General features: G+C 62.0%; 15 protein-coding genes and 1 pseudogene. 9 read left to right on the forward strand and 7 right to left on the reverse strand.

Annotated elements, in window-relative coordinates:
- Position 1: 1 nt before the first annotated feature.
- The 4 genes from BN2694_RS08945 (at position 2) to BN2694_RS17920 (ending at position 2472) form a co-directional block, all read left to right on the forward strand.
- Complete coding sequence (locus tag BN2694_RS08945; protein ID WP_135664162.1) at positions 2-466, forward strand: hydrogenase maturation nickel metallochaperone HypA/HybF; 465 nt, start codon at positions 2-4, stop codon at positions 464-466.
- Positions 467-487: 21 nt separating this feature from the next.
- Positions 488-1393 (forward strand): hydrogenase nickel incorporation protein HypB, encoded by a 906-nt coding sequence (gene hypB / locus BN2694_RS08950; protein ID WP_135664167.1) that lies wholly within the window; start codon positions 488-490, stop codon positions 1391-1393.
- Positions 1394-1522: 129 nt separating this feature from the next.
- The gene (locus BN2694_RS08955; protein WP_135664172.1) at positions 1523-2233 is read left to right on the forward strand and encodes a hypothetical protein; all 711 of its coding nucleotides are present in this window, start codon (positions 1523-1525) and stop codon (positions 2231-2233) included.
- Positions 2234-2346: 113 nt separating this feature from the next.
- On the forward strand, positions 2347-2472 hold the full coding sequence (locus BN2694_RS17920; protein ID WP_280176672.1) for a hypothetical protein: 126 nt from the start codon (positions 2347-2349) through the stop codon (positions 2470-2472).
- Positions 2473-2550: 78 nt separating this feature from the next.
- Here the strand turns inward: BN2694_RS17920 and BN2694_RS08960 are convergent, their stop codons facing one another.
- From BN2694_RS08960 to BN2694_RS08980, 5 genes are all read right to left on the reverse strand, one after another.
- Complete coding sequence (locus tag BN2694_RS08960; protein ID WP_135664175.1) at positions 2551-3543, reverse strand: ribonucleotide-diphosphate reductase subunit beta; 993 nt, start codon at positions 3541-3543, stop codon at positions 2551-2553.
- 38 nt (positions 3544-3581) lie between these two features.
- Positions 3582-6080 carry a ribonucleoside-diphosphate reductase subunit alpha gene (locus tag BN2694_RS08965; RefSeq protein WP_135664181.1) on the reverse strand — a complete coding sequence of 833 codons (2499 nt, stop codon included), beginning with the start codon at positions 6078-6080 and terminating at the stop codon, positions 3582-3584.
- Positions 6077-6559, reverse strand: a complete 483-nt coding sequence (gene nrdR, locus BN2694_RS08970) for a transcriptional regulator NrdR (protein WP_135665526.1) — start codon at positions 6557-6559, stop codon at positions 6077-6079. Before nrdR ends, BN2694_RS08965 begins: the two co-directional genes overlap by 4 nt.
- Positions 6560-6768: 209 nt before the next feature.
- Positions 6769-7947 (reverse strand): MFS transporter, encoded by a 1179-nt coding sequence (locus BN2694_RS08975; RefSeq protein WP_135664188.1) that lies wholly within the window; start codon positions 7945-7947, stop codon positions 6769-6771.
- A gap of 114 nt (positions 7948-8061) precedes the next feature.
- Positions 8062-9231, reverse strand: a complete 1170-nt coding sequence (locus tag BN2694_RS08980) for an MFS transporter (protein ID WP_244605391.1) — start codon at positions 9229-9231, stop codon at positions 8062-8064.
- Positions 9232-9360: 129 nt separating this feature from the next.
- On the opposite strand from BN2694_RS08980, the gene hypF reads away from it, so the two are divergent.
- Positions 9361-11655, forward strand: a complete 2295-nt coding sequence (gene hypF / locus BN2694_RS08985; RefSeq protein WP_135664194.1) for a carbamoyltransferase HypF — start codon at positions 9361-9363, stop codon at positions 11653-11655.
- Positions 11656-11664: 9 nt separating this feature from the next.
- Here the strand turns inward: hypF and BN2694_RS08990 are convergent, their stop codons facing one another.
- A complete protein-coding gene (locus BN2694_RS08990) occupies positions 11665-13314 on the reverse strand; it encodes an NADH-quinone oxidoreductase subunit D (RefSeq protein WP_135664200.1) in 1650 nt (549 codons plus the stop codon).
- Between the two features lie 65 nt (positions 13315-13379).
- Between BN2694_RS08990 and BN2694_RS08995 the strand changes: the two genes are divergently transcribed.
- Positions 13380-14045: a helix-turn-helix domain-containing protein gene (locus BN2694_RS08995; RefSeq protein ID WP_135664202.1), complete on the forward strand. Its 666-nt coding sequence runs from the start codon at positions 13380-13382 to the stop codon at positions 14043-14045.
- Between the two features lie 41 nt (positions 14046-14086).
- Here the strand turns inward: BN2694_RS08995 and BN2694_RS09000 are convergent, their stop codons facing one another.
- A complete protein-coding gene (locus BN2694_RS09000) occupies positions 14087-14830 on the reverse strand; it encodes an Lrp/AsnC family transcriptional regulator (RefSeq protein ID WP_135665530.1) in 744 nt (247 codons plus the stop codon).
- 274 nt (positions 14831-15104) lie between these two features.
- Here BN2694_RS09000 and BN2694_RS17680 point away from each other — a divergent pair, with 274 nt between their 5' ends.
- The 3 genes and pseudogenes from BN2694_RS17680 to BN2694_RS18230 form a co-directional block, all read left to right on the forward strand.
- Positions 15105-15527, forward strand: coding sequence for a hypothetical protein (locus tag BN2694_RS17680; protein ID WP_244605393.1), 423 nt, complete (start codon positions 15105-15107; stop codon positions 15525-15527).
- 353 nt (positions 15528-15880) lie between these two features.
- Complete coding sequence (locus tag BN2694_RS18020) at positions 15881-16045, forward strand: universal stress protein (protein ID WP_342210809.1); 165 nt, start codon at positions 15881-15883, stop codon at positions 16043-16045.
- A 66-nt stretch (positions 16046-16111) separates the two neighbouring features.
- Positions 16112-16213, forward strand: a pseudogene (locus BN2694_RS18230) (NAD-binding protein); the annotation flags it as partial.
- Positions 16214-16387 lie beyond the last annotated feature (174 nt).

A 16387-nucleotide genomic window follows, 5' to 3' on the forward strand; every position in this document is an offset into this window, starting at 1 on the left:
CATGCACGAGTTCTCCATCGCCACGCAGGTGCTCGAAGCCGCCCGGGAAGCGGCGGCCGATCACGGAGTGGATACTTTCGAAGGTATCACCGTCTCGGTCGGCGAGGCCAGCCACGTCAATCCCGACCAGCTGGAGACGTGCCTCGAAGCGGCGGCCGACTCGACGATCAGTGACGGCGAACTCGACATCGAACTCGAAACCGTCGTTCCCTACGCCGAGTGTTCGTGTGGCTGGAGCGGCGAACCCGAGACGATCGATCGTGCGCTGGCCTACGCCCCGGACCTGACCTGTCCGGAGTGTGACGCTCGCCTGGAGCTTGCTCGCGGCAACGAGTGTCGACTCATGAGCGTCACGATCCCGGACGAGAACGGAGACGCCGACCGCGCGAATACGAACGACAGCGAGGGAGAAGGCGAAAGCGACGGACTGAACCCCGACGCAGTAGAATCCGATCCGAGCAACTGATCGCGTACACAAAATCAGACAATGAATTACACGATACGACAGCCGTTCGCGGACGCGATACCAATCGACCGACTGCTCGACCGCCTGCTATCCGATTCCGATCCGCTCGGACCGTTGCAGGCCCATCGGATGGGCCACGGCGACGACGATCACGACCACGGCGAGGGCGACGCCGAGGCCGACATTCTCGCACAGTTCGCCGAGCAGGCCGACGACCTCCACGAGCACGTGGTCCACGATCACGGCATCTTCGTCGCCGAGTTCCTCGGCGCGACAGGGAGCGGCAAGACCCGGCTCATCGAGCGCCTGATCGAGCGGGCGCCCGACGACGAAGAGATCGGCGTGATCGTCGGCGACGTGGCCGGGGAGGACGACGCCACCCGCTTTCGGGAGTTGGGCGTCTCCGTCGCCAACGTCAATACGGGCAAGGAGTGTCACCTCGACCCCTCGCTGGTCGAGGGCGCACTAGAGGATCTCGATCTCGACGCGCTCGATACGCTGTACATCGAGAACGTCGGCAACATGGTCTGTCCGGCGGACTTCCCGCTCGGGGCACAGGCCCGTGTGCTCGTCGTCTCGGCGACGGAAGGCGACGACGTGGTGCGTAAGCATCCCCTCCTGTTCCAGGCCTGTGACGGCGCAGTTATCAACAAGGTCGACATCGCCGAGGCGGTCAACGCCGACCTCGACTTGATGGAATCGGACGTGAGCGAGATCGCCCCGGAGATGCCGACGTTCCAGACCAGTGCCGAACACGGCGAGGGGCTGGAGGAGCTGGCAGCGTTCTTAGACGAGCGGGGGCACACCCACGCGAGCGATCACGAGGCGTACGTGGCCGGGGACGGACACAGTCACTCACATGGTGAGGAGCAGTCTCACGACCACACGCACGAAGACGGTCACGAACACGCTCACTCGCACGACTGAGCTTCGGTGGCCCTGGAGAAGAAGTACCGTACGTGAGTGGTAAATCCATCTGTCGTGATTGCAGGAGACTTCTCCCAGCCGTTCCGACAGATCTATTTATTCAGTATCAGAATATGGGCGGACGCGACGATGATCGATCTGCCCGATAGCGAATATGAAGAACGCGTCGAACGAGCGCGTCTCGCTCGGGAAGAAGCCAGAGCGACCATTACAGAGCAAACCTCGACACTCTCGGATATCGATGAAAAAGCAATCCAGATTTTCCGGATCAACACGGTCATCGCGAGCATCCTCGTGACTGGCGTCTCGATAGTCGTCAGTAGCGACTCGGCAACTTACACGGACCTGATTAGTGGGTATACGACCGCTAGCGCGCTATTCTTGTTCACGTCTATCCTTCTCGCGGCAATAACGTATACAGCCACTGCCGAGCGGATCGGTATCAATGCCGCAACGATCGGAGAAAGCATCCTGAATCAGCAATATGACTACGATCTGGTTGAGGAACAAATCGCGTTGGAATACGGCAAGATGATACAGAAAAACTACGAGAAGAACGCTTCGAACGTGCTTCTGTTCACGCTGACGCTGATTACAACCGTCGGAGCAGTCTGTTATCTCGCCATCGGTCTGGTAGACATCTACAGTACTTCAGGCGTTTCTCCCGCACTCAATGTCGTTATTTTCCTCTTTTTCGCCGTATTCGGAAAACTCAGTGGACTCTACGGGACGACCGCCCGATGGTGGAAACTCACTGATCCCGACGAACGGCTGCAAACGTGGATAGCTGACTGGATAGAGAAACTCCCGGTCGGAAGTGTGCCAAAGGTTCTTGAGTGATTCGCTCCAATACGTTCGTATGAGTGCCGCCGAAAATGAGGACGAAGACGAGCGCGAGCGGCCTACCATCGAGTCACAAGTAGTATTTAAAGGCGACTTCGACGAAGACGACGATGACGAGTGAGGAAGCCGACGACAGGCCGACGAAAGACGAGGGACGCGATCGTCCAGACATCGAGACCCAAGAAGCCCTTGGTGGGGATGCTTCGAAGGAAGAAACCGATTCTGACTCGGAATAATCAGGTCGGTATCGGCTCATTTCGATCGTCATGCCGATAGATGGCGATTGACAGTGGGGGTAGCACTCCCGTATTCGCCTACCACTCCAGGGAGCCGCCGCTCTGGTACTCCGTGACCTGGGTCTCGAAGAAGTTCTTTTCCTTGTTGAGATCGACCTGTTCGGACATCCACGGGAAGGGGTTGTCCGTCCCGTACTGTTCGGGCAGGTCCAATTGGTCCAACCGGCGGTCGGCGATGTACTCGACGTAATCGGCGAACTGTTCGGGACCCATCCCCAGAATCTCCTCGGGGCAGGCCTCGCGGGCGTAGATCTGCTCTAACTCGACGGCTTCTTCGATGAGATCGATCACCTCGGCGTCGAACTCATCAGTCCAGATGTCCTCGTGCTCGGAGCGAATCTGGTTGATGAGATCGACGCCGAATCCCACGTGCAGAGACTCATCGCGCATGATGTATTCGAACTGCTGGCCGATCCCGACCAACTTCGACTGTCGCTTGAGCCCGAGCATCATCGCAAAGCCCGCATAGAAGAAGATCCCTTCCATGATGACGTAAAAGCCCACGAGATCACGGAGGAGGTCCCGGACGTCGTCCTCGCCGTCGATCGTGAAGTCGGGATCGTCGATCGAGCGCGTCAGGTTGACGACGAACTGGTCTTTTTCGGCGATCGAGGGGACACGGTCGTACATGCCGTAGAGATAGTCAGGTTCGAAACCCAACGAGTCACAGCAGTAGATGAACGTGTCCGTGTGGATGGCCTCCTCGTAAGCCTGCCGGAGGAGGTACTGACGACACTCCGGTGCGGTGACGTACTCATAGAGGGCCAACACGAGGTTGTTCGCGGTCAGCGATTCGGCCGTCGAGAAGAACCCGAGGTTCCACTCGACCAGCTGGCGCTCGGCGTCGGTGAGTTCCTCGCCGTTCCACTGGGCGACGTCGTCCTGCATGGGGATCTCCTCGGGGACCCAGTTGTTGTTGACGCCCGCCTCGTAGTACTCGCGGGCCCAGTCGTAGTCGATCGGCAGGATCTTGTTCGGATCGTGTTCGGCGTCGGTATCGAGTATTGGCATGGATAGCGGTGGTTGTGAGGTTCGTAGTTCGCTGGCGATTACTGGCAGGCGTCGCAAGTCGGGTCTTCGACGCTTGCGAGGTCAGTATCCCCGTCGCTGGTCGCGGTGGTTCGCTCGTCTGATTCGGTGCCATCGACACTCCCCGAGTCCCCGCGATGCTGGGTCTTGCCGTACTCCGAGAGGTCGAGCGTTGACTTCTCGATCTGGGAGGCCCCGAGCGTCCGGAGGTAGTAGGTCGTCTTCAGGCCGAGTTCCCAGGCAGTCGTGTAGATGTCATCGAGCAGGGTCCCGTCCGTCGAGGGGAAAAAGACGTTGTGTGAGACCGACTGGTCGATCCACGTCTGGCGGTGGGCCGTCAACCGCAACTGGTGGCGGGGATCGATCTCGAAGGCACCTCGGTAGAGTTCCTGTAGATCGTCCGGAATCTCGCCGATCTCCTGGATCGAACCGTCGTGATACTTGATGCGATCGAGCATCTCCGCGTCCCAGAGATCCCGGTCCCGGAGGTCGGCGACGAGGTGGTCGTTGACGATCGTGAAGTCCCCGGACATGTTCGACTTGACGTAGAGATTGGAGTACTGGGGCTCGATGGAGGCCGTCGTTCCGTTGATCGTTGAGACGGTCGCTGTCGGCGCGATGGCCATCGTATTGGAGTTGCGCATGCCGTGCTCGGCGATGGTCTCGCGGACCCCATCCCAGTCGAGGGTCTCCTCGCGATCGGTGGGGATCTCCTGGCCGCGTTCCGCCTCCAGCAGGTCGACGGTGTCCTGCGGGAGGATTCCACGGTCCCATTTCGAACCCTCGAACGACGGGTAGGGACCCCGCTCTCCGGCGAGTTCCGCGGACGTTCGAATCGCGTGGTAGGCGACGAACTCCTGCCAGCGGTTGGCCTTCTCGACGGCCGCCTCCGAGGCCATCGGGACGCCGATCTCCATCAGCGCCTCGTGAAAGCCCATCGTCCCGAGACCGACGGGACGGTGGCGCATGTTCGAGTCTTCGGCTTCCTCGGTCGGGTAGAAACACAGGTCGACGACGTTGTCGAGCATCCGCATCGCCGTCTCGACGGTCGATTCGAGATGATCCCGGTCAAGCCTCGCGGGCGCGGACGCCCGCTCGGTCTCCGCGGAACTGCCTTCCGCGCTGTCGCCGTCCCGCACGTGCGTCGAGAAGTTCACACTGCCCAGGTTACAGACGGCGTGCTCGTCCTCGCTCGTGTTGAGCGTGATCTCCGTACAGAGGTTCGACGAGCGGACCGTGCCCTCGTGGTCCTGTGGCGAGCCGATGTTACAGGGGTCTTTGAACGTCACCCAGGGATGGCCGGTCTCGAACAGCCGCGTCAGGAGCTGTCGCCACAGTTCGTCGGCTTCGACGCGCTCGAAGTTCTCGATCTTTCCGTTCTCGGCGGCCTGTTCGTACTCCCGATACGTTTCGGCGAAATCGCTTCCGGTGGCTTCGTGGAGGTCGGGCACCTCGTCGGGGCTGAACAACGTCCAGGACTCGCCGGCCTGGACGCGCTCCATGAACAGGTCAGGGATCCAGGCGGCGGTGTTCATGTCCGGCGTCCGGCGGCGTTCGTCGCCCGTGTTGCGCTTCAGATCGAGGAATGCCGGGAAGTCCAGGTGCCAGGCCGCCAGATACCCGCAGGCGGCTCCGCGGCGCTTGCCCGAGCGGTTGATCGCCGCCGTCACGTCGTTCGAGATCCGGAGGAAAGGCACGACACCGGTCGATTCGACACCCGTGGACTCGATCATGGCACCCTCGGCGCGCAGCGGCGTCCAGTCGTTGCCCAGCCCGCCGGACCACTTCGAGAGTTTCGCGTGGTGCTTGTAGGCCTCAAAGATCCCCTCCAGGTCGTCAGGGACGGTGGTGAGATAGCACGAGGATAGCTGGGGGTGGGCCGTCCCGCTGTGGAACAGCGTCGGCGTCGAGGGGGTAAATTCGAGTTTCGAGAGAACGTCGTAGAACTCCTTGGCGCGGGCGTCGGGATCGTCTTCCTCGATCGCCAGCCCCATCGCGACGCGCATCCAGAACGCCTGGGGGAGTTCCAGGTGTTCGCCGTCGTTCGTTCGAAGGAAATACCGTTGATACAGTGTCTCCATCGCCAGGTACTCGAAGTGCTCGTCGCGGCCGGGGACGAGATAGTCGGCGAGCGCTCCGAGGTCGAACCGTTCGAGCAACCGGTCGTCGAGCAGGCCGACCTCAACGCCGCGCCGGAGGTTCTCGACGAACGTTTCGCGGTAGGCGCGGTCGAGATCGTCGCCAGTTAGATCCTCACCGATGACTTCGTGATAATACCGTTGGCGAAAGACTCGTGCGGCGATGCGCTTGTACTCGGGATTTCGTTCGATTCGGGCGGTCAGCGCCTGGAGGATCCCTTCGTACACCTCGGCGCGGTCGGCACCGGCATAGAGGTTCTCGTCGATCGCCCGTCGGAGGTCAGCACGCTCCTCGCTGGAGACCGCCGGAGCGTCCGCCGCGATGGCGCGGTCGAGTATCGATACGATTCGGTCAGTGGAACTCGCTGTCTGCTGGCTCATGTGTCTGTGTCGTCGGGCGGGTCGGCCTCCGCGTCGAGAACGGCGTCCAGTTCCCGGCGAAACTCCGCCGGGTCCGAGAACGCCTCGTACACCGAGACAAATCGGAGATACGCGACCGTGTCGCGGTCGCGCAGGTGCTCGGAGACGAGGTCGCCGATCTGCGTCGAGGCGACGATGCGGCCCTCGCGGTCGGCGAGGTCGTCGTGGATAGCCTCGACGATCTCGGTCACTGCCTCCTCGTCGACGGGACGCTTCTCGACGGCGCGTTCGATACCCACCCTGAGTTTCTCTCGATCGAACGGCTCGATGACCCCGTCGCGTTTGCGCACTTGCAGGGACTCCCACTCGGGGCGTTCGTAGGTGGTGAATCGGAACCCACAGTCTCGACACTCCCGACGTCGACGGATCGATGTCCCGTCGGCGCTCGGCTCCGTGTCGAGGACGTGCGTGCGATCGTTCCCGCAATCGGGACAGTCCATGGTTGTCACTATCGAACCCCCGTTGAGGCCCTATATTTTGGGGTCAACGCGAACTAGCTGCAACATGTGCTGTGTTGGTGACCCCGATAAAGCTTTGCCAACCGGATTGTTCTAGTACAATCTCATTTGTATTTCAGGAGCAGAGTACCGCCAGTGATACGAGATAAGCCGGATGGGGACAGCGGATGCCCACTCGTCGAGCGGAAAAGTCAGGCACGATCCGACGCGGCTTGACCGGCCAGCGGACCGAGTTTGAGCGAGACAGCGATCACGACCAGAGCGAGCGCCAGCCCGATCTGGAGCGTCATCGCGGTTTCGATAGTCGTCGCCTCAGCGATCACGCCGACGGTGGCCGGCGCGAGGAAGAAGCCGGTCTGGGCTGCGACGTTGGCGATGACGTTGACGGGACCGGTGAAAGAGGGCCGGGACTCAATGCCCATCGAGATAAGTGTGGGAAACAGCCCCGAGATGAAAAAGCCGATCACGAAGATGAGCGCCAGCAGTGCGGTCCCGGAGGCAAGGACGAGTGCCGCGTACATCGCGACCACGAGGACGAAACCGACACCGACGAGCAGGTCCGTAAACCGGTATCGCTCGGCCAGGTAGCTGAACGCGAGCCGGCCGGGAACGTACGCCGCCAGGTAGATAGACAGCGTGAGGTTGGCGACGGTTTCCGTGAACAGTTCTCCCGCGTAGTACGGCAGCCAGTTGAAGAAGACGCTCTCCATGCTTCCGACGAAGATCAGCGCAATCGCCATACCGTATATCGCGGGTTCCCGGAGCAGCACTGCCACGTCGTCCAGTTCGAGCGACCGCTCGTTGTCGAGTGACTCAGGTCGGTCGAGTCGCCAGAGAGCCACCAGGACCGGGACCAGCGCGATCGCGAGGACGAGATAGGTGACTTGCCAAGAGTACTCCCACATCACGACGGTCACCAAAAGTGGCCCGAGCGTCGCGCCGACGGCCCAGGCCATCGTGTGTAAACTCAAAACGCGAGCTCGCGAGTTGGGGTAGAGGTGACTCAACACCGACCGATCGAGCGACCGGAAGATACCCGTCGAGAAACTCCGGACGCCGATGAAGGCCAGCAAGAGCAGGTACGTCGGCGAGAGACCGAGGACGAGGACGCTACCGATGGTCGCGGCGACGCTGATCAGGAGAAAGCGCTTGATGTCGATTCGGCCGCTCGCCGTCCCGAAGATGAGCATTGCGAGGACGAACCCAACGGTCCCGACCGGCGTCACCAGGCCGAGATAGCTCTCGCTCACCGTGAAAACGTCCTCGAATACCGGTACCAGGGCACCGCGGGCCTGGATAAGTGCGCCGTCGAAGGCGACGAACGCGAACAGTACCACGGTCCAGGCACGCCTGGACGTGCGCTCACTCACTGTTGGTCCCTCCCGGCGGCGCGCGAGTAAATCCATTGAAATACGCTCCTACCCCATAATTTGCTGACAGTTGTCCGTGGAAGATGTGAATGGGAAGACGACGAGTGGACATCATCAGACAGCAGAGGCAGTCCCGGTCGGTCCGAGTTCGAGGAGTAGCATAACGAGTGTGAGCAGGCCTGCCAGTCCGATCTGTACGAGTATCGCGGTCCCGATCGACGTCGCATCGGCGAGCACACCGACGATTGCCGGGGCGGTAAAAAACCCGATCTGGGTGGCGACATTGCCGACAACGTTGACCGGCCCCGAGAACGACGGCACGGCTTCGATACCCATCGATATCAGGGTCGGGAACATCCCGGAGACCAGGAGGCCGACGCCGAAGATCGAGCCGAGCAGCAGGTACCCGTTCGCACCCGTGAAAGCGATATAGGTCAGCGCTGTCAGGAGGATACTCGTTACGAGGAGAAGTCGCGTGAAGCTGTACCGATGGCTGAGACGGCTGAACACCAGCCGGCCGGGAACGTACGCCGCCAGGTAAATCGAGAGGACGATCCCGGTAATCCATCCGGAGAAGGTCACGTTGGCGTAACTTGTAAGCCAGGTGAAATAGATGCTCTCGATGCTCCCGACGAAGATCAGCGCCACGAGCATCCCGTAAACAGCCGGCTCAGACAACAGCGGACGGATGTCGCTACGTGCAAACGATCGTTCGTTGGTGGTCCCCGTCGGTGTATCAAGCCGCCACAAAAGGACGAGCATGGGCACGGTGAGCGCGGCGAGAACCAGATAGGTCGCTCGCCAGGAATACTGGCTCAGAAGCGCCGTCACCAGGATCGGCCCCGACGTCGCACCGACAGCCCACGTCATCTCTTCGAGATTGAAAATTCGGGCGCGGGACTCCGGATAGAGATGGCTCAGCGTGGGGCGATCCAGCGCCCGGAAGATACCCGTCGACAGGCTCCGCATCCCGATGAGAGCGAGCAAGACGAGGAAACTCGGAGCTGCCCCGAGCAGTAAAAGCGACAGTCCTGTCAGCGCCACGCCGATCAGGAGAAAACGCCGGATGTTCACCCGACCGCTCGCCGAGCCGAGCCCCAGCAGCGCCACCAGATAACCGACGGTCCCGACCGGGGTAATCAACCCCAGCAGGCTCTTGTTGACCTGAAAGTGCGTCTCGAAGGTCGGGACGAGCGCGCCACGGACCTGCAGCATGGCACCGGTGAGGCCCACGAACAGGAAGATAACTATCAGCCAAGATTTGCGATTATCTTTTTCATCCACGCTATCGGATTTTCCGCTCGCGGAGTTAAACGTATTGAACTCTGTCTCCGTGAGCCACGTCGCAGTGGTCACGTGCTGAGGAAACGGACGTCGGCAGATTCAACACCGCGGGCGGCCCCATTCAACGTGATGAGCGAACGGAGGCGCGCGACAGTCTCGGTCACGGGCGTCGTCCAAGGCGTAGGGTTTCGACCGTTCGTCTATCGGACGGCAACTGACGAGGACCTCGCTGGGCGAGTGAAAAATACCGGCGATGGACGGGTCGAGATCGTTCTGGAGGGTCGGGAGACAGGGATCGAGTCGTTCCTCTCGACGCTCCGGACGGACCCACCACCGCTGGCCCGCATCGAGGACGTGACGGTCGAAGACAGCGAACCGTGCGGGCTTTCGACCTTCGAGATCGTGGCCTCGATCGACTCTGGCGGTGGGTCGGGAACGATCCCGCCCGACACGGCGATGTGCGACGCCTGTCTCGAAGACCTCCGGGATCCAGACTCACGCTTTCAGGCATACTGGGCGACCGCTTGTGTCGACTGTGGCCCACGATACACGGTCATTCGGGCGTTGCCCTACGACCGCCCAACCACGTCGATGGACGCCTTTCCGATGTGTGAGGACTGTCGAGACGACTACGAGAACCCGGCCGACCGCCGGTATCACGCCCAGACGATCGCCTGTCCGTCGTGCGGCCCGACGCTCTCCATACTCGATAGCGATGGGAACGAACTCGCCGGCGACGACGACGCGATCGAACAGGCCGGCGACCGCCTCGCCGACGGCGACCTCGTGGCGATCAAGGGCATCGGCGGGACCCATCTGGCCTGCGACGCGACCGATTCCGAAGTCGTCGAGAGGCTACGCGAGCGGACGGGGCGCCCGGAAAAACCCTTCGCGCTGATGGCCCCCGATATGGAGGCGGTCGAATCGTTCGCAAAGGTTTCGGGCGACGAATGCGACGCACTCGAAGACACTCGTCGACCGATCCTCTTGCTCGACGGACAGCGCGACGACCGGCCGGATTGGTTCGACACCGTCTCGCCGGGCTTGCACACCGTCGGCGTCATGCTCCCGTACTCGGGCCTGCATCACCTACTGTTCGATCACGTCGACGGGCCGCTGGTGATGACCAGCGCCAACATGCCCGGTGTGCCGATGGCGACCGACCGGACGTCGATCCTCGACGATCTTGACGGGGTGATCGACGCCGCGCTGGTTCACGACCGGGAGATCGTGATGCGGTGTGACGACAGCGTCGCCCGCTTTGCCGGCGGGGAGCGGCGGTTCGTCCGTCGCTCACGCGGATGGGTGCCAGAGTCACTACCGCTGCCCGTGGACGCCGGCCGCGACGTGTTGGCCCTCGGCGCGGAGTTCGATGCGACCGTTGCTCTCACGCAGGCCGGCGAGGTCGTCCCCTCCCAGTACGTCGGCGACGTCGACAATCCCGAAACGGTCGCGTATCTGCGCGAGACCGTATCCCATCTCCGAGACCTGCTCGGCACCGACCCCGACGTGGTGGCCTGTGACATGCACCCCGACTTCCTGACGACCAGGGAAGCGCGGGAGTACGCCGAAAACGGGGAAATAGCCGGCCCGGCCCAGGTGCAACATCACCACGCCCACGCCGCCAGCCTGCTGGCCGAACACGAGCGCGAACGGGCGGTCGTAATCACCGCCGACGGGACGGGGTATGGACCGGACGGCTCGATCTGGGGCGGAGAGGTCCTCGACGCCAGCCTCGCGGATTTCGAGCGCATCGGCGGCCTCTCGACGTTTTCCCTCCCTGGCGGGACGGCTGCCATCGAACAACCGGCTCGCATCCTCGCGAGTCTGCTCGACGACGCTGCACGGATTGAGGAACTGCTGGTCGAGCGCGATGCGGTCGGAACACAGAGCGAGGCGGCGACCGTCCGCCAGCAGATCGAACGTGGCGTCAACACGCCTTCGACGACCAGTGCCGGCCGGTTGCTCGACGCGGTGAGCGCCCTGCTTGGCGTCTGTACCGAACGATCCTACGAAGGCGAACCGGCGATGAAACTCGAAAGTGCGGCGGTCGGTGGTGACGTACTCGACTTCGAGGTCCCGTACGACAGTCAAAACGGGTCGCGTGTGGTCGATTCCGGACAACTCGTCCGAGATCTAGCTACCCTTGCTAGCGATCACTCGACTGCGGATGTCGCCGCGACCGCCCAGTGGGCGCTGGCCCGCGGGTTGGCTGATCTTGCTATCGGAGTGGCCGAGGACGCCGGAATCGACGCTGTGGGTTTCACCGGCGGGGTCGCATACAACGACGCGATCACCCGGACGATCCGCAATCGTGTCGAGGCGGCCGGGCTGGATTTCCTCGGTCACGATCGCGTCCCGCCAGGTGACGGCGGGATCGCCTACGGGCAAGTCGCAGTAGCGGCGGCCCGGAATGCAGAGTGAAGCTGCGACTCACCGATCGACTTCGCCCATGATCGTATCGAGGCTGCCGAGCGTGGCGATAAAGTCGGCGACGTATTCGCCGTTGGCCATCTCGGGGAGGGCCTGGAGGTTCGAGAACGATGGCCCACGGATCTTGAACCGCGCGGGTTTGTCCGTGCCGTCGCTGCGAATGTAGATCCCGAGTTCGCCTTTGGCTGCCTCGACAGCCCGATATACCTCGGTGTCGGGTTCGGGCCGCAGCGTGCGTGGGACGTTCGACTGGATCGTCCGGTCGTCCTCTGGCCAGTCTTCCAGCAGGTCGGCACACTGCTCGACGATCGCCGCCGACTCCTCGATCTCGCGCATCCGGACGAGCAGTCGGGCGTAGTTGTCACAGCCGTCCTCCGTGATCACCTCCCAGTCGAGTTCGTCGTAATAACCGTAGGGGTCGTCCCGCCGGAGGTCGTAGTCGATCCCGGATCCGCGGGCGACGGGGCCGGTCACACCGTATGACTTCGCAATGTCCGGATCGAGGTGGCCAGTATCCAGCGTCCGCAACTGGATGATCTCGTTTTGACTGAGCAGGTCGTGGTACTCGGCCAGTCGGTCGGGAAGGAAGTCCAGAAAGTCACGGATCTCTGCGAGGAACTCCTCACGCGGTTCCGGCAGGTCCCAGGCGACCCCACCCAGCCGGAAGTAGTTGAACATGAGCCGCTGGCCCGTTAGGTCTTCGAGGAGACTCTGGACACGTTCGCGGTCCTGGATCGCGTACATGAAGGTCGCGGTGAAGTCACCGGCGACGTCAAGCGCGTAGGCTCCGACGGCGAGAAAGTGACTGAGGATCCGGGAGAGTTCGGCACTCATCGTCCGCAGAACCTGGGCGTACTCGGGGACGTCGATGTCCGCCAAGTCCTCGGCGGCCCGCGCGTAGGCCCACTCGTTGAGTAACCCGCCACCGCCCCAGTCCCAGCGGTCGGGGTAGGGCATGATCTGGTGGCGGTAGGTACCCTGTTGACACACCTGTTCCTCACAGCGGTGGATATAGCCGATGTCCGGCTCGGCGTCGACGACCTGCTCGCCGTCCAGGGTCAACTGGACGTGGAGGACGCCGTGGGTGGCGGGATGGTGGGGGCCGATGTTGAGCAACATCGTGTCACTCGCCCGCTCGTGATCGTCTTCGAGTGGATTGACGTTCTCCCGGTACGTGACGATCTGTGGCTGGGACTGGTCGTACTCTTCCCGGAGCGGATGCCCCTGCCAGGATTCGGGCAAGAGAATGCGCCGCAGGTCCGGGTGGTCGTCGTACTCGATGCCAAGGAGATCGTAGGCTTCCCGCTCGTGCCAGTCGGCAGTGTCATAGACCGACGCGGCGGACTGACTGGTCGGTTCGGCCTTGCTCGTCGGCACGACGACGCTGAGTTTCCGGGTCGGATCGTCGTAGCTCCGGAGGTGATAGATCGTCTCGAAACGATCGGCGTACTCCTGGGCCGTGACGCAGGCGCAATGATCGAAGCCGGCGCGGTCACTGAGCGCTTCGAGGACAGCGGCCACGCGGTCAGCCCGGACGACGATCCCTGGTGCGTTCCGGTGGGCCTCACGGGCGAGCACGGCATCGAGATCGGTCACGACGCGCTCCCACTCCGCCCGTCGCTCCCGGCGGCTCTGCTGAACGGCGTCCATATCCCCGGAAAGGACAGATGCAGGAAAGCCGATTTTGCCGAATTCACTAGCTCCTTGAAGTGCAGGTGGCAAGTCCCGACGTGAAATCTCTCGCGGCGACGCTGCACGAACCGCCCGACTGGCGAAACCCGATGCATACCTTCATCGCGGAGACAGCGGGCTTCGAGCGGACGGAGTTGCTGATCTGGAACTTCTCCCGGGAGGCGACGGATGTCCTGCTGTTTCGCGTCATCGGTCCGATCGACCCCTACCGCCAGGCGATCGAGCAAGCGCAGTTCGTCACCGACCACGATCTGACGACCATCGACAACGATTCCTTCTACGCCTACGTCGAGCACGAGACGCGTGATCTGGATCGTCAACTACGCGATTCCTTCGAGGGCAAATACGTTGTGCTCGTCCCGCCGGTCATCTATCACGCCGATGGAACGACGCGACTCCGAATCGTGGGCCGATCCACTGCTCTCGAATCGGTGATCGCGGCGGTCCCCGAAGCGATTGACGTCACCGTCGAGTCCATCGGCGAGTATCGCGGCCCGTCACGGGGAGCGCTCGATCTCACGGATCGCCAGCGAGAAGTCGCCCAGATCGCCGTCGAGATGGGATACTACGACGTGCCGCGGAACGCATCGGTCGGTGACGTCGCTGCACGCCTGGAATGTGCAGCCAGTACCGTCTCGGACCATCTCCGAAAAGCCGAACGCGCCGTGATGAGTGGTCTGTTCGGGTAATCATCCCCACACAGTCCCGTTTGCCGACGTTCCGAATACAGTCAGGGCGTCCCAAATACAGTCAGGGCGTCGTTTTCCAACCCGGTTTGGGAGAACAGCGAAACGACGTCGCCCGCCTGGATGACCGTCTCGCCTTTCGGTGTGAGGACGTCTCCCTCGCGTTCGATACCGACGACGAGCATCTCGTCGGCCAGCAGTCCGTCTGCGACGGCGTCTTCGATAGTCCGACCGGCGATCTCGGCCCCCTGGGAGACGGTGAACTCGACGACCGCCGCCTCACCGGCAAGGCCCATGAAGTCCGTCAGCGAGGGCCCTTTCGGTGCGTCCTCGGGGCCGAAGGGATCGTACGGACGGTGATACTGCTCTTCGATTACACTCTCATCTTCGATCGTCAACCCGATGTCCGACAGCGCGGCGGCGATCCGTCCGATGTCGTCCGTATCAGTGCCGATGGCGGTGATCGTCAGGTTCGCCGACCCGGCCATCAACTCACGGGCGGCGATGACCCCCGAAATATCCAGGGCCGCCTGCGCGAGGTGATCGCGATCCGGGATCGACGCGGTACATCGGAATTCGTAAGCAACGTATCCGTCGATGGCCTTGTAATCGATATCCGCGAGATACCCACGAAGGATCCCATCCGCTTCGAGTTGGCTGATCCGGTTGCGGATCGTCGCCGGCGTCACCTCCATCTCCTCGGCAATCTCCGGTGCCGCCGTGTTCCGTGCGTCCGCCGCCAAATGGTAGAGAATGCGCTTGTCGATCTCGTCGAGGCGATGGTCCATGCGCGCGCTACGAACGTCTCGCATAATTACCTCTCGCTATGTGGCCGACTGACAGACTAAGCAAAGCCACCACAGATAGTGCGTTCTTGCCCGGTTAGACGAATGATATCGCCTAATTTATTTTCGTATCGAAAATTTAGTCCGCAGATTTATACCGTCCCGATAAGCTATCAATAGATAGCAATCGGTCGCAGACAACCGAAGAAACCGACCGGGTCGGTACACTCCGCTGTCGGCTGACTCATCCGTCGGCGAAGACGACCCACCTGACCCCATGACCCAACCAGACGACGTGTCACCGGATATCCCCACGGATGTCCAGGATGCACTCGACGACAGCAGCGACCAACAGCTCAGAGAAATCATTCACGACGCCCAGGCGCGTCTGGAAGCCCACCACCCACTGACCGAGGAGGTACAATTACAGGAGGGCGAATCGTTCGTCCGAGACGAGGGTGAACTCGACGAAACGATCCAGCAGGCACTCGAAACGAGCGCCGACAGCGAACTGGGTGAACTCATCGACTATGCCCGCCATCGCCTCGAGGCACGGCCACCGCTGACGGACGTCGTCGAAGCGCGAGAGAACGAAGAACTCGTTCGGATCGACGACCACGGATCGTACTCGACCGTCGTCGTCGAACGGCCAGCGGAGGTGGGCGGGGCACGTGGCCCCTTCGCCTACATGGTCCAGTGAGAGCCACACGTCAACAGCAACGGGAAGTACAAGTGGCACTATCTCGGCCGCGTCCTCGACGAGGAGGAGTCCTGGCGTGAGAGAGTCGCTATTTGAGCGTGTGGTGGTCCCGGTCGCCAATCGAGACGATGCGGCGGCGACGGGGGCGGCACTCGCGTCGTACCTCGGTGCGCCAAATCAGACGGTGATTGCTATCCATGTCGTCGAGAAGGCAGATGGGGCGCTCGATAAGGCCTCTGTCGAACAACGCGAGACGGACGCCAAATCGATGTTCACGACCGTTTCTGAGGTGCTTTCGAGCACGTCGGTGATTCGAGACCGGGATCAGGTACGGGACCGACGTCGCGACGACGATCGTCGAGACGGCCCACGACGTCGACGCGAGTGCGATCGTGTTCACGCCCCGTGGCGGCAGCCGGTGGAAACAGCTACTCTCGGGCGATGTGACTCACAACCTCGTTCACAGCAGTGACGTTCCAGTCGTCGTTCTTCCCGATCGAGCGGTGAGCGACTCGTGAGCGGAACCACTGGCTTGGGAACGACGTTGTCGACCGGTCTAGGAGCCTAACGATTTAACCAGACATATGTACATCATCATCGTCGGCGCAGGCGACATCGGTACACCACTGATCAACATCGCGACGCGATCGGGTAACGAAGTCGTCGTCATCGAGCGCAACGAGGAGGACAAGCCACTGACGCCCCACGGGAATGTCCGGATCGAGCCGCACGATCTTTTGACGGTGTACTCGGCACGCGGAGCCGACCCGGAACTGACGAACGTCTTTGGCCACTATGAAGATCAGACGGTGTGATATCGACGACAGAAAGAGGCCGGGGCCGTCTTAGACTCCGGCATT

Origin of the sequence: Halorhabdus rudnickae (genome assembly GCF_900880625.1) — an archaeon.
Lineage (GTDB): Archaea > Halobacteriota > Halobacteria > Halobacteriales > Haloarculaceae > Halorhabdus > Halorhabdus rudnickae.